Origin of the sequence: Corallococcus praedator, from assembly GCF_003612125.1 — a bacterium.
GTDB lineage: Bacteria > Myxococcota > Myxococcia > Myxococcales > Myxococcaceae > Corallococcus > Corallococcus praedator.
The window spans coordinates 1-21,292 of sequence record NZ_RAWI01000088.1 but is presented as its reverse complement, the minus strand read 5'-3'; the positions used below and the strand labels follow the sequence as shown (position 1 = coordinate 21,292).

Genomic DNA, 21,292 nt, shown 5'->3' with positions numbered 1-21,292 from the left:
GATTACACCGGCCCCGTGACGCGCTGGGTGAACCACCAGCGGTGGCCTTCGGGGTCGGTGGCGCCATAGGAGCGATTGGTGCCCCAGTCGTCGCCGTAGTTCTTCGTCTCGGGCTCCAGGAAGATGGTGGCCCCGGCGGCGCGGGCCTGCGCGCAGTGGGCGTCCACGTCGTCCACGTGGACCATCAGGTACTGGGTGTTCATGCCCTGGTGCTGCTTGGGGCTCGCGTGGAAGGAGCGCTTCTGGGTGGAGCCCACCATGATGACGCCGTCGCCGTAGACGAGCTCCGAGTGCTCGATGGTGTTGCCCGCCCCTTCGACCTTGAGGCGCGTCTGGAAGCCGAAGACGCGCTCCAGCCAGTCGATGGCGGCGGGCGCGTCCTCATAGAAGATGCCGGAACAGATGCGAGGCCAGCCTTCGGGGAGCGGTTTCATGGCGGTCACTCCGGTGGGAAAGTCGTTAACGATAGGGTGAATGATTAATCCTATCGTTAACTTTTGTCAACCCCGGTCCGGACGGCCTAGAACGGCCTGGGGGTTCCGCCCGTGCGGGGCTGGGGCCGCAGGTTGAGCGAGGGCCCGGTGGACGCTTCCTGCGGGCCCAGGATGGCGGGCAGCGAGGGGGAGATCTTTCCCACGTAGAGCAGGCCCTGGAAGCCTTCGCTGGCGGGCACGTCGAGCCGCCGGATGTGCGGGCTGAGTCCCTCGCGGGCGGCCACCTTGGGCGAAGGCGTGGCGCCCACGAGGCCGCAGGCGAGCTTTCCGTTCCGGTCCAGGTCGCAGCCCCAGCGCGTGCCCTGCGCGTAGCTCATCTCCAGCACCACGAGCGACGGATAGTCCTTCATCAGGTGCGCCATGGGCGTGAAGCCCTGGTCCCACTCCGTGCCCTTCGCGATGCGCGTGTGCGTGTTGCCGGACAGCACGATGTGGACTTCATTCGGCTGTGCGGTCCGGCGCTCGGTCCACAGCTTCGCCTGGGCCGCGTCGCGCTCGCTGCCGCGCAGCAGGTCCGTGTCGTAGGCCACCAGCGTCACGCGCTGCCCCGCAGTGCGCAGCGCGCGCACCCGGTCGATGAGCTCCATGATGGCGCGGCTGCTGCGGCCGTCCTGGTAGGGACGCGACCAGAAGCGCCCTTCCAGCAGCGCGTCCTGGTCCGCCGGGGCGCCGGGGCTCGCCAGGTACGCGTCGATGCGCGCCTGCTCCGTGTCCGGGATGGACAGGCCGAGCACGACCGCGAGCCCCGTCTGCGCGGCCTGACACACCACGTGGCCCACCGTCCGGGGCGCTTCGTTGGAACCCAACTGCTCGCCGATGAGCAGCGTCAGGCCCGGGTGCAGCAATCCCGGCAGGCCCTGCACGGTCTCGGTGCACGGTCCCTCCGCCCTGGCCTCTTCCTTCCAGCCCTCCAGGTAGAAGTCCGAATCCCTCACCGCGGTGGGGCGCTTCTCCTGTGCGATGTTGCCGCTGACGACCTCGACGGAGGGCGCGGACTCCAGCCGCAGCGTGAGCGCCTGCTCCAGGTCCAGGTCGCGGATGCCGTGCTGGACGCCGCGCAGCATGGCCAGCCGCTTCTCGTCGTTGCTGTTCGGCCTCAGGTTCACTTCCTGAACGAAGGCGTCCGAGTAGTGCTCGGCCCACTGGGAGGACACCTTCCACCAATGCTTGCGCCACTCGACGTCGTTGGTCGCCGTCTCATGCGCCATCCGGAAGATGCGGACCACGGACTGGCGCGGGCTCAGGACGATGCCCGTCACCAGGTAGCGCGAATAGGTGTCAATCCTGCCGTGGGTCTTGTCGGGCGACTTCCACTCGGTGACAAGCTGGGTCGGGTCCTCGGTCTGCTCGAAGGAGTAGCCCTTCGCTTCCAGGAGCTGGCGCGTGACGTCCAGGGCCTCCGCCAGCGGCTTCTGGAAGACGTGCTCGTACTTGGGCAGCTCCGAATCGGACCCACGCTGTGAATGGGCGCAGCCCACGGACATCAAGGTCACGGCGACGAGAATCCAACGACTGTTCATCAGCTCTCCCGGAGCTAGAGATGGATGCCCCCGTCCCAGGGGGGACATGAGGTCCAACGCCACGGAAATGGCGCCATATCGCCGCTTCGGGAGGATTTATTCCGGGGCGCCGTGTCAGCGCGACGGCGGGTATTTCTGGAGTTTGCGCTGGAGCGAGCGCCGGTGGATGCCCAGCTTGCGCGCGGCCTCGGAGATGTTGCCCGCGCTGTCCGCGAGCACGCGATGGATGTGCTCCCACTCCGCCCGCGCCAATGACGGCGCCTGGAGCGTCTCCGGCGCGGCCACGGACGGCTCCTCCGCCGCCCGGGCGAACGCGGCCAGGATGTCGTCCGCGTCCGCGGGCTTCGGCAGGTAGTTCACCGCCCCCAACCGGATGGCGTCCACCGTGGTGGAGATGCTGCCGTAGCCCGTCAGCACGATGATGCGCGTGGACGCGTCCACCGCCAGCAGGTCCCTCACCAGCTCCAGCCCGCTGTGTCCCGGCATCCGCAGGTCCACCACCGCGTACTCCGGTGACTCGCGCCCCGCCGCCGCCATCGCCTCCTCGTGGTGGCCCGCCGTCGTCACGTCCCAGCCGCGCTCGCGGAAGGCCCGGGCCAGCCGCTCGCGCAGCGTCGCGTCGTCGTCCACCAGCAACAGGCTGGGGCGGTGGTCCACCACGGTCGTGCTCACGCCGCCGCCTCCTGCGCGCTCGCGGCCGGCAGGCTCAAGCCCACCGTGGTGCCTTCCCCTGGCTTCGAGCGCAATTCCAGCGACCCGCCCAACTGCTCCGCCAGGGTGCGCGCCAGGAACAACCCCAGCCCCATGCCCTCGCCCGGCGCCTTTGTCGTGAAGAAGGGCTCCCCGGCGCGCGCCAGCACCGCGTCCGGCATCCCCTGGCCCTCGTCGCGCACCTCCAGCCGCGCGCCCGGGCCTTGGGCCCGCGCGCTCAAGGTCACGGGCCGGTTGCCCGGCGTGGCCTGCAACGCGTTCTTCACCAGCCCCCGCAGCACCCGCGCCAGCGCCCGGGGAGGCCCGTGCACCCGGTAGACCTTCAGCGCTTCGGGCAGCTCCACCCGCACGCGCTCGCGGCCGGACAGCTCCGACAGCGTCTCCTCCACCAGCCGCTCCAGCGGGATGGGGTGGAAGGGTTCGCCCGTCGTCTGGCCCGCGTCCGCGGACATCTGCACCAGCACGTCCCGGCACCGGTCCACCTGCTGGCGGATGAGCCGCAGGTCCTCGCGCACCGACTCGGAGGGGCTGGACGCGGCGAGCGCCCGCTCCAGCTCCTTCGCCACCACCGCGATGGTGGACAGCGGCGTGGACAGCTCATGCGCCGCGCCCGCTGCCAGCGTCGCCAGCGAGGCCACCTTCTCCTGCCGCGCGTGCCGGGCCCGCGTCTGCGCCAATTCCTGCTCACGCTCCGCCAGCGCCCGCGTCACGCGTTGAATGAAATACACGATGAAGCCCGCAGCCACCGCGAACGCCACCCACATGCCGCTCAAATGCAGACGCATCAACTCCGCGTGGTCCGGCCGCGCCAGCCCCGGCAGCGTCACGTCCTGCAACACGAACAGCGAACCGAACGCCAGCAGGGTGAACACCAGCATCGCCCACGTCCGGCGCGCGGGCAGCAGCACCGTGCCCAGCGCCACGTTCACCAGGTACAGCGTCGTGAAGGGGTTGTGCGTCCCGCCGCTCAGCGCGAGCAGCCCCGTGAGCACCAGCGTGTCCCAGAGCATCAGCCCGAAGATGGCCGCTTCCGCCACCGGCCGCGCCCGGGACAGGCCCGCTCTCACCGCCGCGTTCGTCAGCGCCTCCACCGCGAGCAGCACCACCAGCGCTGTCACCGGCAGGGCCAGCTTCAGGCCCCACGCCGCCACCGCCACCAGCACGGCCTGCCCCACGAGCACGCCCCAGCGCAGCCGCAACAGCCACACCAGGTTGATGCGGGCCCGGGGCGAGGGTTCGGAAGGAAGGGGCGACGCGGGCGGCGGGGTCGTCATGGCGCGACGGAGGACATCGCCACGGAGCGGGCCACCGTGTCCAGCACGGCCGCCGCCGCTCCCTGCGACTCCAGGTCCACGTTCGCGAGCCACGTGTCCCAGGCGAGCACGAAGGTGCGCTCGGCGGTGGGCTCCTCCTCCGACAACGTCAGCCCGTCCAGCACCACCTCCACCGACGCGATGTTCGACGTGACCAGGCGGAAGGGCTGGGGCTCGCCTCCTCCCGCCGGCACCCGCGTCCCCTCCAGCCACAGCGTGCGGCCCACCATGTCCACGCCGCTGTCCGCCGCCGCCCGCAGGCCCTCCGCGTCCGTGTCCGCCGGCTCGAAGGTGAGCCGCGCCCGGCAATAGCGCCCCGGCGCGGGCCGCAGCGTGCCCAGCGTCAGCACGTTCCCATCCGGCCGCTCCAGCCCGCTGACATGCGGCGTGCCCAGAAGCCGCGGCGACCCCGCCGAGTGCGCGTGCGCGGTGCCCAGGGGAGACACCGCCCGCAGCAGACGCCAGCCCAGGGCCTCCTCGCACGGCTTCAACTCCACGCTGCCCAGCGTCACGTAGCCGCGCGTCAGCGTGAGCGTCTGTCCATCCGTCCGGGTGAGGGAGCGTCCACCGCCGGAGGCCTCCACGCCGTGCGAGGTGGCCCGGTGCTCCAGGCCCAGCGTGACGTGCACGCCGTCCAGCCGCTCACCACAAGCGCCCAGGCCGCACAGGGCCCCGAGCAACACGACGCCTGACACGAAACGCGAGGACAATGGCATCACAGGTCGTACGCGAGCGAGAGCTGCGCGATGGGCGTGGACGTCACCCGGCGCAGTTGGTTGACGACCGGGACGCGCACCCCGGCCTGCACCACCACGTCCATGCCCGGGCTGAAGAGCACGTCCGGCGACACATAGGCGATGAAGCCTCCGCCGTTCTCCTCGGAGACGCCGGCGGTGTCGGCCGCGCGCTCCGCCCGGCTGTCCAATCCCAGACGCACCGCCCAGCGCGTCGAGGGCTGGTACTGCGCTCCCACCGACGTGCGCACCGACGCGCCCAGCCGGAAGTCCTCGCGCCCGCGCGTGGGCAGGAAGCCCAGGACGCTGGCCATGAACGACCACGACCCCCGGAAGCCCTGCCACGCCAGCCCCGCCATGGGGTCCACCGAGCCGCTGCCCGGCTGCGCATCCAGCCCCAGCGCCGTGCCGTCCCGCGCCATCAGCCGGGGACCCGTGGGCAGCTTCACCCCGCCCACCACGCTCAAGAGGTGGTCCGGCGAGAAGTCCTTGTCCTTCCACACGAACGCCTTCGCGCTCACGTCGATGTCGCCCAGGCCCCAGCCGCGCTCGCGCGCCAGGCTCACGTCCCGCACCTCACGCGCCTGGAGCGGCAGGTTCACCGCCAGCACCAGCCAGGGCCGGGGTGCGTACGCCACCGCCACGTCCATGCGCAGTTCGCGCAGCCGCTGCGCGTCCAGGTTCTGCTGGCCCTCGGTGTGTCCCCACGCGCGCAGCATGGTGGACAGCCGCAGGCGCCCTTCGAAGGGCTGCTCGCCGCCCATGGACGTGAGCGTGGGGTCTCCGCACGCGCAGCTCGCGCAGGCCCACGCCCGCGAGGCGGGGATGAGGAGCGCGGCGCACAGGACGGCCAGGGCCAGGGGCGAGGGGGTTCTCAAGGCGTGGCCACCCTAACGCCCCCCTGTCCCGGGAAACTGCGGCGAGTTGTCGCAGCCCGCCGGTGCGTCGTCCTGGAGACGCACCGACTGTCCTCCCGTCCAGGGGGCCGCCAGGGGAGCAGGGGCTGCCTGTCCGCCCGCCCATCCGTGCACAAGTAGAGAATGACACCGGCCCGTCCACGTTGATGGGGGAGAGGCTAGACGCACGGAGGTCATCCATGGGGTTGCTCGCGCCGCTGGGCCGGCTGCTGTTTTCGGTCATCTTCATCACCAGCGGCCTGAATCACTTCTTCCAGCTCCAGGCCCTGACGGCCTACGCGCAGGCGTCCGGGGTGCCCGACCCGCGCCTCGCGGTGCTGGTGTCCGGCGGGGTGCTGGTGGTGGGAGGCCTGTGCGTGCTCCTGGGCGTGTTCGCCCGGCTGGGCGCGGCCATGCTCGCCGTCTTCCTCCTGGCCTCCGCCTTCATGGTCCATCACTTCTGGCGGATGGAGGACCCGGTGCAGGCGCAGAACAACCTCATCCACTTCATGAAGAACCTCTCCATGGCGGGGGGCGCGCTGCTCATCGTCTACTTCGGGCCTGGCCCCTTCAGCCTGTCGCGCAAGAAGCGCGAGACGTCGCTGGGCGGCATGAAGCTGGGCGCGCCGCTGCGCTGACATGCGAAAGCCCCCCGCTCCCGACTTGCGGGGGCGAGGGGCCTGGGTGCTTCAGATGCCTGCTGTGGATCAGGGCGCGCCGACGTGGGCGGCCGCGGAGTTGCGCAGGGTGAAGAAGGCGACCTCCGGCGTGCTGCCCCGGCGCAGGTACGGGCCGCCGAAGCCGAAGCCCAGCCCCTGGTTCACATACAGGTGGTTGCCGTTCACGCGGTAGTGGCCGCGGATGTACGGCTGGCCCGCGCGGCGGAAGAGCGCCTCCGTGAGGCCCCGCACGATGAACTGCCCGCCGTGCGTATGACCGGAGAACTGCACCAGCCCCGCGTGCGACGGCAGCTTCTCCACCGTGGGCGGCGTGTGGGCCAGCACCAGCCGCGTGCCCGACGTGGGCGCGCCCCGGAAGGTGGCCTCCACGTCGTCCATGCGGGTGAGCCCGTCGTCGATGCCCAGCACCGTCACCGGCGCGCCCTTCACGTGCACCACGCGGTGCTCGTTCTGGAGCACCGTGTAGCCCAGGTCCTCGAAGCCCGCGCGCAGGTAGCGCACGTCCACCCAGTGGTCGTGGTTGCCCATCACCACGAAGACGGGCCCTTCCAGGCCCTTGAGCAGCTCGCGCACGCGCGGCAGCGGCTTGGGGCTGTGCGTGACGTAGTCGCCCGTGAGGAACACCAGGTCCGGCGCCGCCGCGTTCACCGCGGCCACCGCGCGGCGGATCCGCACGTCCGACGTCGCCTGTCCCACGTGCACGTCCGACAGCTGGGCAATCCGCAGCCCGTCATGCTCCGGCGCGATGCCGCTCAACTGGAGCAGGTGCTCGGTGAGCACGAAGTGGTCGCGCCAGCGCAGCCGGCGGTCGGGACGGAAGGGATCCGGTCCTCGCGCCAGGAGCTCGTTGCGGCCGTGCGACTCCATCTCCAGGGCTTCGGCCTGGGCGGCGGAGGAGGAGGCACCAGCGGCGTGACGGCGGCGGGCGAGTCTCAGGCGCATGCGTTCGGATTCCTCCAGCGAGACGGTGAGCGATTGTAGAGAGCGGATCGGATCGCCGTAAGCCCGGGGTCCCCGGCCCGCCTGTTCCCCCTGCGGCCAGCACGGGGTGGAATCAGAACCGGGCCCCCTGACGGAACATTTCCGCCCCCTTCCCGGCGTCCAGGCGGGTAGGCCCCGGTGCTTCTCCGTGCCACATGCGCCGTGCCCTGGCACCCAGGTGGGACACCTCCACGCTGGGCCGGAGGCCGGAGGCACGCGGACCCCCCGGCGCCAGGACGGCACGCCGAGGGGTCTCATGGATGCGGCTCGCGTGTGCCCGTGGGGCGGAGGCTTCTAGTAGCCGCGCAGGACCGTGAGGCCGTCGGTGGTGAGCACCAGCAGCATGCCGGGCGTCACGGACGGGTCGTAGACGAGTTGGAGGACGCGGTTGGCGCGCACGCTGTCCACCTTCTCCAGCGTCTTGGCGGGCGTCAGCCGGTACAGGCCGCCGGAGTGGGTGGCGATGAAGAGCGAGCCGTCGTTGGTGGCCGCCAGCGAGTTGATGGCGTTGAGCGCCTCCACGTCCGCGCCGATGCGCGTGCCCTTCTGCGTGGGGCTGGTGGAGGACGTCAGGTCCATCTTCCACAGGCCCAGCGACTTGCTGCCCAGGTAGTAGGCGCCGTCGGTCGTCTGCTGGAAGCCGCGCCAGTAGTCGAAGTCCGCCTGCGAGTTGAGCTCCGGCAGGTAGGAGGACTTCACCTTGGACGGGTTGATGGCCGTGTCGGTGTTGTCCCAGTCACCCAGGCGGGGGGACGGGCTCACCATGCCGAAGGTCCAGTCGTTGGCCATCAGCACGTCGCCGTCCTGCGCGATGCCCAGGCCGTAGGTGTAGCCCGCGTACTGCGAACCGCGCGAGTCGAACCACACCGGGTGCCGGTGCGCGTTGTACTGCAGGTCGCGGATGCGCGTGACGCCGTGGTTGCTGCCCACGTAGACGTCGCCCTTGTTCGGGCCGCGCATCACCGACACGCAGCTGAGCATGCTGCGGTCCTCGTCGAAGTGGTGGTCGTTGCTGTTGCGGATGCCCAGGCTGACACCGTTGACGACGCGCGGGCCCGTCTGCACGGCGGAGCCGCCCGAGGAGTGGCGCACCGACTGGTTGATGTGCTCCTCGAAGGCGACCTGGCCGTTGGCGGTCAGCTTCACCGCGTCCACGTCACCGGCCTTGTAGAAGTTCAGGCGCCGCTCGCTGTACGCGTAGCACTGGGTGTCGCCCACCGGCACCTCGCACGGCGGGTTGGTGACGATGAAGTTGGTGTGCAGGCCGGGGAACTCCGGATCCGGCTGGAGGTCCTCCGCGCTGTAGCCCACGTAGGCCCGTCCCGCCGCGCCGCCGCAGATGACCGTGGCGTTGCCGCCCGCCGCCGCCTGCCCCACGGCGCCCGACACCCAGACCAGCTGCTGCGTGTCCGCGCGCACCACGCCAATGCGGCTGCCGTCCAGCACCCAGAGGTTCTTGCCCTGGTCCAGGCCCACCGACTGCACCCGCCCGATGCCGTAGCGCTCCGAGTAGTTCGTCACCGGATCCGTGGGCCACCGGTCCCCGACGGGGTCCGGATCCACCACGCCGCCGTCGGTGCCCGCGTCCGTGCCGCCGTCGGTGCCCGCGTCCGTCCCGGCATCCGTGCCGCCGTCGGTGCCCGCGTCCGTCCCGGCATCCGTGCCACCGTCGTTCGTGCCCGCATCCGTGCCGGGGTCCGTCCCTCCGTCCGTGCCCCCGCCAGTCCCCGCATCAATCCCTGGCCGGGGATCGATGTTGTCCCTGTCATCGATTGGGGTGGTGGGCCCGTCCGACCCGCCGCAACCCCACGCCGACATCACCATCGCCCCAACCCACACGCCCAGCAGTCGTCGATTCACCGTGATCTCCCCGCGTGTGCCCTAAGCAAGCGGCGTACCTGCCCCAAAGAACGGGTGGTCCGCTCACGGCCCACTCGGAAGAGGGCAATCTTTTTCCCACTCGGGCGAAGTCGGTGCCTTGGATGAGCAGCCACCTCCACGTTGGGTTCGCAGTCGCGCTTCTTGCGCTGCGACTCGGGCCTCTTCGCCCCTGCTTAGTAGCAGGGAGTCGGAGCAAGAGACGTTCAGATGGCGGCACATGAAAGCCTCCGCAGTCTCAAGCAGGCCTCGGGCTGGCGCAGTTCGGAGAGTTGCGCTCGTTCCTCGCTGGTGAGCGCGGCGGGCTTGCCCTGGCCCTTGTCCGTCCTGGCCCACTCCACCTATCTGCGGAAAGCCTTCTCGGTCAGGCACAGCTACTGCGCCACTGCCTCAGCGGACTTGCCCTCTTCCTGCACCAGCTTCACTGCTCCGGTCTTGAACGCCGAGCTGAAGATACGTCGCTGCCGCTTCTTCTTCTCTCTCTGGGAGCCAACACCTCTTCATCCCATCGAGGTGGCCACCGACGTGGAGAACTATGTCCGCCGCCGAACCTCCAGAATGGGCCCGTTGAGTGATCATAGATTGCAAGCATCGATCCCACTGGCAGGGCTAGCTCTCACAGGATCTAGCGTTGACACATTGGTAGACCCCCCATAGCTTGAGTGGGTCGTCAGGGGCTGAAGTGCTCAAAAAAAAGGTGCCCACCCGGCAAGGTGGACACCCATTTTTCTTAGAGACGCTTCGGCACAGCACGACTGGCAGGGAGAACATGCCCACTGTTGCGTTTGAACGCAACATTGCAGCGCAAGGATGACGCTCGATGACGAGGAAGGAAGAGGCATGACGTGATCCGACATGCGTGCGGGGCACGCAAACTAGAGAAGTTCAACAACAGCAGCAGAGAGGCTCTTCGGCACAGTACGACTGGCATCGTCGTGTCGAGGCGCTTTCCCTGCAGAAAGGGGAGGGTGCGTCCATGGACGCGAACTTCTGGGCGAAGATGCTCCATTGGGGGCTTGGCAGCGCTGCGCTGCTGTTCCCCTTCATGTGGGGCATCTACAAGCTCGTCGTGACCAAGCCGTAGTCGAAACTTCACACGCGGGGCCGGCGTTTCCTGTGCCGGCGTCTCTTGTTCCTTCAGCGGGACGCCATTGCGATCAAGCCCCGGTGTGCCAGCGGCTCCGTTTGAGTCGCTGGCAGCTTGGGCTTGGTGGCAGTCCCCCAGTACTCGTGCGTCTTGTCATCGTACGAAAAATTCGACCGACCTGGGCTGCAACCCAGGTCGGTCGAGAACCACATGGAGCGCGTAATCAACTTCGGCGTCCCGCAAGGCTCCGAGGTGGGTAACGCGATGGCCTTCCGTGTGTCAACAGCGCGGAAGTGGCGACTCCGCTAGTAGGAGCATCGCGAATGGTTGATCCCAAGATGAAGTGTCCGAAGTGCGGCGGTGGATTCACTCGGTACTACCGCCATTACCGTACGGGCAAGGTCATGGATGCCCGGAAGTACGGCTACTGGGCGTGGCCGTTTGGTTGCCGGTGCCGCAAGTCGTAGTCGGCTTTACGTCGTAAATCAGAGCACGGGTCGTCCTGCGCTCGCAGGGCGACCCGTGCTCTTGGTTCCACACTGATGAGCAGCAAAAAAAGCCGGGCCCGCCATCCCTGGTGGGAGGCGGGCCCGAAGGTTCAACGAAGGATGGACGCGCGTTACTTCTTCACCGCGCCCTTGGGCGAGGTGGCCTTCAGCTCCAGCGCGACGGTGTCATCCCCATCCAACTGGAACTTCGCGCGCACGCTGGCGCCCTCCGGCAGCTCGCTCGCCTTCACGGTCTTGCCGTCCAGGGTGACGACCGTCTGGTCGCGCACGTCCAGCTCCACCGCCGGCAGGTCACCGGTGCGCGCGATGGTGACGTCATCGCCGTCCGGGCTCTTCACGGTGCCGGACAGGCTGTACGCGTCCTTCATCTTCCAGGCGCCGGCCTCCTTGGCGCTCTTGTCCTTGTCGGCGCCCACCACCTTCTTCGCGGTGTCGCCGATGGCGGGCCCCACCTCCTGGGCCTCCACGCCCGTGGTCGGACCCTTGATCTGTTGGCTGCTGGGCGCGCCAGGCGCCGGGTTGGACGGCGTCCCGGTGGCGCTCTGCGCGAAAGCGGCGGTTCCCAGGCACATGGCTGCCGCGACGATGAGCTTCTTCATGGTCCCGCTCCCTTGGTTCAAGTGAGTGATTGCCGCGTCCCCGTGGGCCGCGTCTGCCTGAAAGGGTGGGGCGGCCGTGTTGGCGCGCCAACTGGCCCCGTGCGTCAGCGCCGCCCCGCCGTCCGCACGGCAGGCAGGCGCTCAGGCGCCCGCGCTCAGCATGCCGTCGGACGGCAGGCACAGCCGCTTCACGGTGGTCAGCAGCGCGGACAGGTCCAGCGGCTTTCGCAGGTAGCCCGCCACGCCCATCCCATCCACCGTGTCGCGCACGTCCAGCTCCGCGCTGGCCACCAGCACCGGGATGTCCGAACAGGCGCGCTCGTGGCGCAGGGCCTCGCGGAAGGCGACGCCGTCCATGCGCGGCATCATCAGGTCCAACAGGATGAGCTGAGGTCGGGGCTCCGAGGAACGCAGCCGCTCCAACGCCTCCAGGCCGTCCGCCGCGAGCTGCACGGCGTACCCCTCCAGCTCCAGCACGTCCTGGAGCGCATCCCGGATGTCCATGTCGTCGTCGACGACCAGCAGCGTGTGGTGGGCTTCCATTCCGTTTCCCCCTGCGAGCCTTGGGAGCGCCCCAGGCCGCCCCCCGAGCCGGGACGGTGGGCCTCCTGCCCTCGCCAGAACCAAATCTGTACCCGGGGGAGGGGGAGCGGAAGCGGCAATGTAGGTTTATGCCTACCAGTGAGCACACCCCTGGTGGTCGCCCCCATGCCCTACGGGAGGGGAGGGGGGAGCTACTCGCAGCGGTCGCAGAGCCCGCGCAGCTGCACTTCCACGGCGCGCTGCGACACGGCGCGGGGCACACCCCGGGCGGCGGTGATGCGCACGGACTCCTCGGGGAGGCAGGCGACGGTGCCGCAGTCGGTGCAGGTGAAGTGGGGGTGGTTGTTGGAGTGCTCGGTGCCCCCGGCGCGCTTGAGCTCGAAGCGCCAGACGTGGTCGCCCAGGTCCGCGCGCACGACGAGGCCCGCCTCCGTCAGGTCGGTGAGGTTGCGGTAGATGGTGACGCGGTCGTAGCCCTCGCCGCCCAGCTCCTCCACCAGGTCCGCGTGGCTCATTGGCGCGGTGGCGGTCTCCAGCTTGCGCAGGACGGCCACGCGGGGGGCGGTGCTGCGCAGCCCCGCGGCGCGAATCCGGTCCTGGAACCCGGTCAGTTTCTCCTGCGCGGAGATTTTCTTGGCACCCATGCCCGGTCGAATAACACAGCCGACGCGCCGCGTCCCGGCCACCGCAAGCGAAGTGTACCTGTAGCCCGGTTGTAGCTGTGACGCGTCATGGGGCGGGGCCCCGACGTGAACAGGGCCGCCCGCGGGCGCCTCCTCGCGCCGGTGCAGGGCGGGCGTGGGGGCGCCCAGCTTCCAACACTTCCCCACGGGCGCCTTGACTCACTGCGGCTCGCCCCCACACTGCGACCTTCCCGCAACCTGGGCGTGGGCCGTTGGGGTCCCACCCCCCAGACCGACCCTTCGTGCTGCCTCGTCCGTTCCGTTCGCCTCCAACCCGATGAAGCCCACCCTGTTGCTCGTCGAAGCGCCCGGCGCCCACCGGGAGCTGCTGTGTCTGGCCTTCCAGAGCCAGGGGTGGCAGGTGCTGCTGGCGGCCGGTCCGGAGTCGCTGACGCGCACGCTGCGCGACGCTCCGCCCCTCCAACTGGTGCTGATGACGGGGGGCATGCTGACGGCCCTGGGCGCCCAGGCAGGCGCGCTGCGCGAGGCGCTGGCGGCGTCGGGCGCGGGCCTCTGGGTGGAGGCGCCGCCCGGGGAGCGTGAGGCCCTGGGACGGCTGGGCGTGCCGGTGGCGGGCTTCCTGCCCTCTCCCCTGTCGCTGGGGGCCCGGCTGGAGGCGGTGAGGCAGGCGCTGCCGCCGGGGGCGGGGGACCTGGAGGCCCACCGTCCCTTGAGGGTGCTGGTGGCGGAGGACGACCCGGTCTTCCGCAAGCTGCTGCAGCTGTCGCTGGCCCCGTTCCGCTTCGAGGTGCTGGTGGTGGAGGACGGGCAGAGCGCGCTGGAGCTGGCGCGGCGGCGGCTCCCGGACATCGTGGTGGCGGACGTGCTGATGCCGCGCCTGGACGGCTTCCGGCTGTGCCTCGCGCTGCGGCAGGATCCAAAGCTCGCGCGCGTGCCCGTCATCCTCACGCACGCCACCGCGCCGGACGAGCTGGACCTGCGCATGGCCGCCAACGTGGGGGCCAACGGCTTCGTGCGGCGCACCCAGGGCGACAACGAGCTGCTGGCGCTGCTCTTGCGCGAATCCCACGCCGAGGGACCGCTGCCCGCGCCGGTGCACGGCGAGCTGTCCACGGAGTCGCACCTGTACGGGATGGTGCGGCAGCTGGAGCGGCGCGTGGGGCTGCTGGAGCAGGCCGAGCGCGACGCGCGCGAGAGCGAGGAGCGCTACCGGCTGGTGGTGTCCGGCTCCTATGACGGTGTCTGGGATTGGGACGTGCGCGGCCAGACGATGTACTGGAGCCCGCGCCTCTTGGAGATGCTGGGCCTGAAGCCGGAGGACTTCGCCGGCACCCCGGACGCGTTCCTCGCGCGGGTGCACCCGGAGGACCGGGGCGAGGTGGCCACCGCGCTCGCGCAGCACCTGGAGCAGGGCACGCCCTACGACGTGTCCTTCCGCCTGCGGCACGCGGACGGGGGCTACCGTTCCTGCGTGAGCCGGGGCCGGGCGCTGCGGGACGCGCGCGGGGCGCCGGTGCGCATGGCGGGCATCATCGGCGACGTGACGGAGCAGCTGCGGCTGTACCGCGAGACGCGCGACGCGGTGCGCGCCCGGGACGAGTTCCTGGCGGTGGCCGCGCACGAGCTGCGCACGCCCCTGGCCGCGCTGCGCCTCCGGGTACAGGGCACGGCGGCGGCGCTCAAGCTGGAGCGCCAGGTGGCGCCGGAGCGGCTGGAGCGCGCGCTGGTGGCGGCGGACCGCCAGGTGCAGCGGCTGGCGGACCTGGTGGAGGGGCTGCTGGACGTGTCACAGCTCCAGAGCCACGCGCCCCGGCTGAACCTGGACGACGTGGACCTGGCGCAGGTGGTGCGCGACGTGATGGGCCGCACGGAGGAGGCGGCGTCGCGCGCGGGGTGCCGGCTGGTGCTGCGCGAGTCCACGCCCACGCTGGGCCGCTGGGACGCGGTCCGCCTGGGCCAGGTGGTGACGCACCTGCTGGCCAACGCGGTGAAGTTCGGCCCGGGCAAGCCGGTGGAGCTGGAGGTCCAGGGCGACGCGGACACGGCGCTGCTGGTGGTGCGCGACCAGGGCATCGGCATCGCGCCGGACCGGGTGGAGGGCCTGTTCCGCCGCTTCGAGCGCGCGGTGCCCACGCGCAACTACGGCGGGCTGGGCCTGGGGCTGTACCGGCTGCACCGCATCGTGGAGGCCCACGGCGGCCAGGTGTCCGTGACGAGCACCCAGGGCCAGGGCTCCACCTTCAGTGTGCGCCTGCCGCGCGCGGGGCCGTCCGGCGTCAGCGCCTGAGCGGGCCGGGGCCGGGCACCCGGGCGGAAGCTCTGTCCGGTGCCGCACACCCGGTCCGCGCCCCCCTCCTCTTCCGTGCGGGAGGAAGCAGTTTGTCCTCATGGGGAAACGACCCACCGTGCTGGTGCTGAATGGGAGTGAGGACCTCATCGAGGCCCTGGAGGAGCTGCTGTCCGAGGTGGGCTTCCAGACCAAGGGGGCCCGGGTGCAGGACATCGCGCGCGGTCCGTTGGACTTCACCACGCTGGTGAAGGAGACCCATCCGGCGGTCATCGTCTACGACATCAGCGTGCCGTTCGACCTGAGCTGGGCCACGTTCCAGAAGCTGGCCGCGTCCCCCGCCGCCGCGGGCATCCCCTTCGTGCTCACCACCACCAACCGCGAGGGCGCGAAGGAGTACACCGGCCCGGATGTCATCGAGTTGCTGTTGAAACCCTATGACATCGACCAGTTCACCCGGGCGGTGTCCCTGGCGGCGCGGCAGGGGGCTGGCGGGGCAGCCGTACGGTGAAGGTGGTGCCCGCCTCCGGCGAGGAGCGCGCCGTCACGGTGCCGCCGTGGGCGCGCACCATCTGCCGCACGATGAAGAGCCCCAGGCCGATGCTGCGGTCCACCCGGATCTCCTGCTGGGCGGCGCCGCGCTCCAGCGGCTCGAAGAGGCGCGGCAGCACGTTGGCGGGGATGGGGAGGCCGGCGTTGTGCACCTCCAGCACCGCTTCGCTCTCCTGCACGTGGCTGCGCACGAGGATGGGCGTCTCCGGGTCGCCGTAGGCCAGCGCGTTGCCCAGCAGGTTGCCCACCACCTGGGCCAGCCGGTCCGCGTCCCACCTGCCGGCGCCGTCGCCGCTGCGGGTCAGCGTGATGGTCCGGGTGGGTGAGGCGACCTGCGCCTCCTCGATGGCGGTCTCCACCAGGGCGTGGAGGTCCATGTCCCGGAAGTGCAGCTTCAGGCTGCCGTGGCGGACCTGGGTGAAGTCGAGCAGGTCGCGGATCAACCGGACGGCCCGCTCGGTGGACGTGACGATGCGGCGCGCCAGCTTCTCCTGGTCCGGGTTCAGCCCCTTGCGCCGCAGCAGCAGGTTGGCGGAGAGCAGGACGGCGGCCAGGGGGTTGCGCAGGTCATGGCTCACGATGCCGATGAGCTGCCGTTCGAAGTCGCTTCTCTGGCGGTGCTCCTGCTCCAACCGCTTGCGCGCGGTGACGTCCTGCAGGGCGCCCACCACCTGCACGGCCCGGCCCCGTTCGTCCCGGACGATGATGGCCCGCTCCTCCACGTCCAGCCACGTGCCCGTCACGCCGCGAAACCGGTGGGCGCTCTGCCACGTGTCCACCGTGCCCTCGATGGCCTCCCGGAAGCCCTTGCGGACCGCGGGCAGGTCTTCCGGATGGATGTGCTCCCGCCACCAGTCGTGCCGGGACACCCGGGGGGACTCCAGCACGCCGACGAGCGTCGGGTTGCTGCTGCTCCAGTCCAGGCTGTCCGTCTCCTGCTCCCATTCCCAGATGGCGTCCCGGGTGGCGCGCGCGGCCAGCCGGAAGCGCTGGTCGCTGCGCCAGGCGCGCGCCTCCGCGTCGCGGACCTCCCGCAGCGTGTTCTCGGCCAGGTCCCGCCGGGCCTGCTCATCCGTCAGGTGCCGCTGGGTCTGTTCCAGCGCCTCCGCCGCGTCCCGCGCGCTCTGGCGCTGGCGCCAGCCCCAGCGGGCGAGCCCATGGACGCGCGCCACCAGCTCCGAGCTCCGGAAGGGCTTGAAGGCGTAGTCGTTGACGCCCGCGTCCAGCCCCTCCACGACGTCCTCGGGACGTTGGTGGGAGGTGAGCAGCAGCACGGGAAGCAGGGCGGTGGCGGGATTGCCGCGCAGGAAGCGGCAGACCTCCAGGCCGGTCAGTCCAGGCGTCTCCCGGTCCAGCACCATCACGTCCGGAGGCGGATGGAACCCCAGGGCCTCCACCAGCGCGGCCCCGTCGGCGAAGTGCATGACGTCACACGAGGACGACAGCGCCTCCTGGGTGAACCGCGCCTCCAGGGACGAGTCCTCCAGCAACCACACCTGGGGAGGACCGGGAAGACGCGGTGGTAGGGAGGGAGGAAGCGGCATCAAGGGGGAGGCCGTGCGTAACCGCTTGGGACCAATGCTGTCCAGGGAGGGATGGAAACAGGCGTTGGAGGGCTGGCGCCCTACCAGCCAAGCACATTCGTCCTGAAAAGCCCCATTGGAACTTCCGGCAATGCACGGAGATGGAGTGGGCCCGGGCCCAACGTTAGCGTCCTGGTGATGAGTTCGCCCCCGCATCGCGATTTTCTTGCTGGAGAAGGTGAGCTGCGTGCCCGGATCCGCGCGTTCGACTGGGCGCGGACGCCCCTGGGGCCGGTGGAGACCTGGTCCAGCGCCTTGCGGACGTCGGTGGGCCTGGTGCTTTCGTCGCCGGTGCCGCTGGTGCTGCTGTGGGGCCTCCAGGGCGTGCTGCTCTACAACGACGCCTTCTGCATCGTCGCGGGGGGGATGCATCCGGGGCTGCTGGGGCGGCCGGCGGTGGAGGCCTGGCCGGAGATGGCGGAGCTCAACCGCCACGTGCTGGCCACGGTGTTCTCGGGCGGCACGGTGTCGTTCCGGGACGAGCCCCTGGTGCTCACGCGCAACGGCGTGCCCGAGCACGTCTGGATGGACCTGGACTACAGCCCCGCGCGCGACGGGGAAGGGCGCATCGAAGGGGTGCTCGCGGTGGTGCGCGAGACGACGGCCCGCGTGCGCGGCGAGCGCCAGGTGCGCGACAGCGAGGCGCGGCTGAAGTTCACGCTCAAGGCGGGGAGGCTGGGAACGTGGGAGTGGGACCTGGCGACGAGGACGCTCGTGGCGTCCGCCACGTGCAAGGCGCACTTCGGGCGCGGGCCGGAGGCGCCCTTCAGCTACGAGGACCTGCACGCCGTCATCCATCCGGAGGACCTGGGGCGCATCCGGGCGGCCGTGGGGCGCACGCTTTCGGAGCAGGTGGACTACGACATCGACTACCGGGTGGTGTGGCCGGACGGCTCGGTGCACTGGGTGTCGGTGCAGGGGCGGCTCATCCCCGGTCCGGACGGCCGCCCGGCGCGGATGATTGGCGCGTCGCGCGACATCACCGAACGCAAGCAGGCGGAAGCGCGGCTGCGGGCGCTCAACGAAACGCTGGAGGCGCGCGTCGCCGAGCGCACCGCCGAGCGCGACCTGATGTGGCGGCTCAGCCAGGACCTGATGATCGTCGTGGATGCGAAGCACGACGGGCGCATCATCGCGGCCAACCCCGCGTGGGAGCGGCTCCTGGGGTGGACGGAGGCGGAGCTGGTGGGGACGCCGGTGCAGCACTTCCTCCACCCGGACGACCTGGCGGACTCCACGCAGTACGTGGAGGCGCTGCGCGACGGAGGGGCCCCTCGCCGCAAGGACAACCGCTACCGGCACCGGGACGGGCGGTGGCGGTGGATTTCGTGGTCGGTGGTGGAGTCGGGTGAGGCGACGTTGATGGCGGTGGGGCGGGACGTCACGGAGGAGCGCGAGGCGCGCGACGCGCTGATGGCCGCGGAGACGGCGTTGCGGCAGTCGCAGAAGATGGAGGCGGTGGGGCAGCTCACGGGGGGCATCGCGCACGACTTCAACAACCTGCTCCAGGGCATCTTGGGGTCGCTGGGGTTGTTGCAGAAGCGCCTGCACCAGGGGCGCACGTCGGAGCTGGAGCGGTTCATCACCAGCGCGATGGGGTCCGCGCAGCGGGCCGCGGCGCTGACGCACCGGCTGCTGGCGTTCTCGCGGTTGCAGCCGTTGGATCCCAAGCCGGTGAAGGTGAACCCGCTGGTGGCGTCCATGGAGGACCTGCTGCGCCGGACGCTGGGCGAACAGATGCAGCTCCAGTGGGCGCTCGCGGACGGGCTGTGGCTCACGAAGTGCGATCCGAACCAGCTGGAGACGGCGCTGCTCAACCTGGTCATCAACGCCCGGGATGCGATGCCCCAGGGCGGGAGGCTCACGGTGGAGACGGGCAACATGTCCCTGGATGCGGGCACCACGGCCCGGATGCGGGACCTGAAGCCGGGGCAGTACGTGAGCGTGAGCGTGAGCGACACGGGGACGGGGATGTCGAAGGAGGTGTTGGAGCGGGCGTTCGAGCCGTTCTTCACCACGAAGCCGGTGGGGCAGGGCACGGGGCTGGGCCTGTCGATGATCTACGGCTTCGCGCGCCAGTCGGAGGGCTCCGTGCAGTTGTACAGCGAGCCCGGGCAGGGCACGACGGTGCGGCTGTACCTGCCGCGCTACGTGGGCGAGGGCCGGCCGGAGGATGCGCAGGCGCCCCGGGCGCTGACGGACGCGCACGTGGCGGAGGCCGGGGAGACGGTGCTGGTGGTGGAGGACGAGGAGGTCATCCGGGCGCTCATCGTGGAGGTGCTGCGGGAGCTGGGCTACCGCGCGCTGGAGGCGGGCGACGGCGTGGAGGGCCTGCGGCTCTTGCGGAGCGCGCCGAGGCTGGACCTGCTGGTGACGGACATGGGGTTGCCGGGGTTGAACGGCCGGCAGCTGGCGGACGCGGGGCGGGCCGCGCGCCCGGGGCTGAAGGTGTTGTTCATGACGGGCTACGCGGAGAACGCGGCAGTGTCATCCGGGTTCCTGGAGCCGGGCATGGCGATGATGACGAAGCCCTTCGTGATGGAGGCGTTGGCCACGCGCATCCGGGACATGATCGAACGCGGGTGACGCGCGGGCGTCAGTGACGGTTGTCGAACTGGATGCCGTCGCGCACGGATGCGATGGCTTGCTCCGTGAGCTGGATGGCCTTCACGCGGTGGCCGCCCTTGTCACTGGTGGCGGCGCGCAGGTCCGACAGCGCGGTCTCCAGGTGGGCCAGCGCGTCGCGCATGTGCGGCTGACGTTCGGCATAGGCCTGGTTGGCGGCACCGCCGAGGAAGAAGGCGACGGTGGCGGAGGCGGCGACGATGGAGCGGCGCATGGAGGGTTCCGGAGGCGGTGGCGGACGGTGGAGTCCGCGGTGGTCTTCGTGATGAACCCGGGGGCGAGGGAAAGGTTGCGGGCTTGAGGTCTCCAGACGACAGCTCCCTGACTCCCTCCGCCTGACTGTCCAGGTGATGGGGGAGAGCCATCGAAGTGGAGTCCGGGGTCAGGTTGTTGCCTTGGGAGATGGCGCACCGGCCGGTGCCGTTGTTCGTGGAGTGGAAGGCGCCGCCGGAGACGACGCTGCTCCATGCGTTGTTCACCGCGTCGCTGGAAGTCATTGCCTGAAGTTCCTCCGGAATCCCCATAGGGTGGCCCCCTCCGTGGTTACCCGCCACGTCACCCCCTTCTGGTAGGGTGTGACGCTGGAGGTCCGCCGCGTGTTCGCATCCCCTGGGGTTGTCTTGCCAATGCTGGTGGTGGCGCTGGGCGCGGCGGCTCCGGCGCGGGCCGGGGCTCCGGACAAGCGCGTCCATCAGGAGCGCCGGCTGGTGGTCCGGGCCGACGAGGCCGCGACGCTGCACCTCTTGCGGGTCGCTCCCGGCGTGGTCACCACCGTCGTGTTCAACGACGACATCCTGCCGGCCTCCGTGGACACCAGGGCGCTGGCGCCCCTGTTCGCCCAGGCGAAGGTGTACCCGGGCGTGATGGTGCTGCGCCCCTCCGTGGCCATGCCGGACGCCTCCCGCCCGCTCATCACGGCGCGCTTCGCGGGCGAGGACGCGCCCCGGCAGGTGACGTTCCTGCTCGTCACGGATCCGAAGGAGGTGGACACCCTGGTGGAGGTCTCCCGCCACGCCCTGTCCCCTGAAGCGCTGGGCGAGGAGCTGGCCCTGCTCCGGGCCCAGTGCGCCGCCACCGAGGCGGGACTGGCCCTCCTGCGTGCCCGGTGCGACCAGACCGGACTGGGGGGCGCGGTGCTCATCGGTGCGTTGGGTCCGGAACCCGTGTCGGTCGAACGGCCCGTCAAGGCCATCAATGGACGAGGACTGGAGGTCGTGGGAAGCACGGTGCTCTACCGCCACCTCACGACCCGGGTAATGGCGTTCACGCTGGCCAATGCCCCGGAGGCATCCCCCTGGGTGCCCGGCGTGGCACGGCTGACCCTGCTGGAGGCCGATGGGAAACCAGGACGCGTTGTCCTGGAGGCACCCGTGAGGATGCTGGATGCCCGCCTGATGCCCGGGATGCGCGGGCAGGCCGTGGTGGAGTGGCACATACCGAAGGGCTCGGACCCAGGCGCCCGCTACCTGATGGAGGCCTGGAACCAGGAGGCCGACCGTGCCGTGCGGTGGGAAGGACTGTCCCTGTGAACCGCGAGTCATTGGACGCCGGACGCTTGGGGATGGAGGCAGGCCACGTCCTGTTGTCCGCGGAGTGGTTGCCGCCGGGCACCCGGGTGGATCGCTGGGAGGTGGTGGGGCTGTCTCTTATACCCAC

18 protein-coding genes are annotated in these 21,292 nt (G+C 70.5%); 5 read left to right on the top strand and 13 right to left on the bottom strand.

Annotated elements, in window-relative coordinates:
* Window positions 1-2 precede the first annotated feature (2 nt).
* From D7Y13_RS14295 to D7Y13_RS14270, 6 genes are all read right to left on the bottom strand, one after another.
* Window positions 3-434 (bottom strand): VOC family protein, encoded by a 432-nt coding sequence (locus tag D7Y13_RS14295; protein WP_120533054.1) that lies wholly within the window; start codon window positions 432-434, stop codon window positions 3-5.
* 86 nt (window positions 435-520) lie between these two features.
* Window positions 521-1,978, bottom strand: coding sequence for a DUF1380 domain-containing protein (locus D7Y13_RS14290; RefSeq protein WP_233595588.1), 1,458 nt, complete (start codon window positions 1,976-1,978; stop codon window positions 521-523).
* A 150-nt stretch (window positions 1,979-2,128) separates the two neighbouring features.
* The gene (locus D7Y13_RS14285; RefSeq protein ID WP_120533055.1) at window positions 2,129-2,686 is read right to left on the bottom strand and encodes a response regulator transcription factor; all 558 of its coding nucleotides are present in this window, start codon (window positions 2,684-2,686) and stop codon (window positions 2,129-2,131) included.
* Window positions 2,683-3,999, bottom strand: a complete 1,317-nt coding sequence (locus D7Y13_RS14280; RefSeq protein WP_120583919.1) for an ATP-binding protein — start codon at window positions 3,997-3,999, stop codon at window positions 2,683-2,685. The genes D7Y13_RS14285 and D7Y13_RS14280 overlap by 4 nt, the downstream gene beginning before the upstream one ends.
* On the bottom strand, window positions 3,996-4,721 hold the full coding sequence (locus D7Y13_RS14275) for a hypothetical protein (protein WP_147444312.1): 726 nt from the start codon (window positions 4,719-4,721) through the stop codon (window positions 3,996-3,998). The genes D7Y13_RS14280 and D7Y13_RS14275 overlap by 4 nt, the downstream gene beginning before the upstream one ends.
* Window positions 4,722-4,753: 32 nt before the next feature.
* Complete coding sequence (locus tag D7Y13_RS14270) at window positions 4,754-5,650, bottom strand: transporter (RefSeq protein WP_199732789.1); 897 nt, start codon at window positions 5,648-5,650, stop codon at window positions 4,754-4,756.
* A gap of 218 nt (window positions 5,651-5,868) precedes the next feature.
* On the opposite strand from D7Y13_RS14270, the gene D7Y13_RS14265 reads away from it, so the two are divergent.
* On the top strand, window positions 5,869-6,306 hold the full coding sequence (locus tag D7Y13_RS14265; RefSeq protein WP_120533059.1) for a DoxX family protein: 438 nt from the start codon (window positions 5,869-5,871) through the stop codon (window positions 6,304-6,306).
* Window positions 6,307-6,375: 69 nt separating this feature from the next.
* Here D7Y13_RS14265 and D7Y13_RS14260 read toward each other — a convergent pair whose 3' ends face one another.
* The 5 genes from D7Y13_RS14260 to D7Y13_RS14240 all read right to left on the bottom strand — a co-directional run bounded on the left by D7Y13_RS14260 (window position 6,376) and on the right by D7Y13_RS14240 (window position 12,589).
* Window positions 6,376-7,290 (bottom strand): metallophosphoesterase, encoded by a 915-nt coding sequence (locus D7Y13_RS14260; protein ID WP_120533060.1) that lies wholly within the window; start codon window positions 7,288-7,290, stop codon window positions 6,376-6,378.
* A 333-nt stretch (window positions 7,291-7,623) separates the two neighbouring features.
* On the bottom strand, window positions 7,624-9,189 hold the full coding sequence (locus D7Y13_RS14255; protein ID WP_341870411.1) for a hypothetical protein: 1,566 nt from the start codon (window positions 9,187-9,189) through the stop codon (window positions 7,624-7,626).
* Window positions 9,190-10,913: 1,724 nt separating this feature from the next.
* Window positions 10,914-11,402: a hypothetical protein gene (locus tag D7Y13_RS14250; RefSeq protein WP_120533061.1), complete on the bottom strand. Its 489-nt coding sequence runs from the start codon at window positions 11,400-11,402 to the stop codon at window positions 10,914-10,916.
* Window positions 11,403-11,543: 141 nt separating this feature from the next.
* Window positions 11,544-11,945 carry a response regulator transcription factor gene (locus D7Y13_RS14245; protein ID WP_120533062.1) on the bottom strand — a complete coding sequence of 134 codons (402 nt, stop codon included), beginning with the start codon at window positions 11,943-11,945 and terminating at the stop codon, window positions 11,544-11,546.
* Between the two features lie 191 nt (window positions 11,946-12,136).
* The gene (locus D7Y13_RS14240) at window positions 12,137-12,589 is read right to left on the bottom strand and encodes a Fur family transcriptional regulator (protein WP_120533063.1); all 453 of its coding nucleotides are present in this window, start codon (window positions 12,587-12,589) and stop codon (window positions 12,137-12,139) included.
* A 316-nt stretch (window positions 12,590-12,905) separates the two neighbouring features.
* Between D7Y13_RS14240 and D7Y13_RS14235 the strand changes: the two genes are divergently transcribed.
* A complete protein-coding gene (locus D7Y13_RS14235; RefSeq protein WP_120583921.1) occupies window positions 12,906-14,876 on the top strand; it encodes a sensor histidine kinase in 1,971 nt (656 codons plus the stop codon).
* 100 nt (window positions 14,877-14,976) lie between these two features.
* Complete coding sequence (locus D7Y13_RS14230) at window positions 14,977-15,387, top strand: hypothetical protein (RefSeq protein WP_120533065.1); 411 nt, start codon at window positions 14,977-14,979, stop codon at window positions 15,385-15,387.
* Here the strand turns inward: D7Y13_RS14230 and D7Y13_RS14225 are convergent.
* Window positions 15,329-16,918, bottom strand: a complete 1,590-nt coding sequence (locus D7Y13_RS14225; RefSeq protein WP_370451680.1) for a sensor histidine kinase — start codon at window positions 16,916-16,918, stop codon at window positions 15,329-15,331. The two genes, D7Y13_RS14230 and D7Y13_RS14225, sit on opposite strands and share 59 nt — an antisense overlap.
* Before the next feature lie 231 nt (window positions 16,919-17,149).
* Between D7Y13_RS14225 and D7Y13_RS14220 the strand changes: the two genes are divergently transcribed.
* Window positions 17,150-19,597 carry a PAS domain-containing hybrid sensor histidine kinase/response regulator gene (locus D7Y13_RS14220; protein ID WP_120583923.1) on the top strand — a complete coding sequence of 816 codons (2,448 nt, stop codon included), beginning with the start codon at window positions 17,150-17,152 and terminating at the stop codon, window positions 19,595-19,597.
* 10 nt (window positions 19,598-19,607) lie between these two features.
* Here D7Y13_RS14220 and D7Y13_RS14215 read toward each other — a convergent pair whose 3' ends face one another.
* On the bottom strand, window positions 19,608-19,850 hold the full coding sequence (locus D7Y13_RS14215; protein ID WP_120583924.1) for a hypothetical protein: 243 nt from the start codon (window positions 19,848-19,850) through the stop codon (window positions 19,608-19,610).
* 382 nt (window positions 19,851-20,232) lie between these two features.
* Between D7Y13_RS14215 and D7Y13_RS14210 the strand changes: the two genes are divergently transcribed.
* Window positions 20,233-21,165, top strand: a complete 933-nt coding sequence (locus tag D7Y13_RS14210; RefSeq protein WP_147444313.1) for a DUF2381 family protein — start codon at window positions 20,233-20,235, stop codon at window positions 21,163-21,165.
* Window positions 21,166-21,292: the final 127 nt, after the last annotated feature.

Bases quoted from the DNA above. Each gene is read 5' to 3' on its own strand.
- D7Y13_RS14215 (WP_120583924.1), bottom strand. From the start codon at position 19,850: ATGCGCCGCTCCATCGTCGCCGCCTCCGCCACCGTCGCCTTCTTCCTC.
- D7Y13_RS14295 (WP_120533054.1), bottom strand. From the start codon at position 434: ATGAAACCGCTCCCCGAAGGCTGGCCTCGCATCTGTTCCGGCATCTTC.
- D7Y13_RS14230 (WP_120533065.1), top strand. From the start codon at position 14,977: ATGGGGAAACGACCCACCGTGCTGGTGCTGAATGGGAGTGAGGACCTC.
- D7Y13_RS14220 (WP_120583923.1), top strand. From the start codon at position 17,150: ATGAGTTCGCCCCCGCATCGCGATTTTCTTGCTGGAGAAGGTGAGCTG.
- D7Y13_RS14240 (WP_120533063.1), bottom strand. From the start codon at position 12,589: ATGGGTGCCAAGAAAATCTCCGCGCAGGAGAAACTGACCGGGTTCCAG.
- D7Y13_RS14235 (WP_120583921.1), top strand. From the start codon at position 12,906: ATGAAGCCCACCCTGTTGCTCGTCGAAGCGCCCGGCGCCCACCGGGAG.
- D7Y13_RS14250 (WP_120533061.1), bottom strand. From the start codon at position 11,402: ATGAAGAAGCTCATCGTCGCGGCAGCCATGTGCCTGGGAACCGCCGCT.
- D7Y13_RS14280 (WP_120583919.1), bottom strand. From the start codon at position 3,999: ATGACGACCCCGCCGCCCGCGTCGCCCCTTCCTTCCGAACCCTCGCCC.
- D7Y13_RS14260 (WP_120533060.1), bottom strand. From the start codon at position 7,290: ATGCGCCTGAGACTCGCCCGCCGCCGTCACGCCGCTGGTGCCTCCTCC.
- D7Y13_RS14290 (WP_233595588.1), bottom strand. From the start codon at position 1,978: ATGTCCGTGGGCTGCGCCCATTCACAGCGTGGGTCCGATTCGGAGCTG.
- D7Y13_RS14265 (WP_120533059.1), top strand. From the start codon at position 5,869: ATGGGGTTGCTCGCGCCGCTGGGCCGGCTGCTGTTTTCGGTCATCTTC.
- D7Y13_RS14245 (WP_120533062.1), bottom strand. From the start codon at position 11,945: ATGGAAGCCCACCACACGCTGCTGGTCGTCGACGACGACATGGACATC.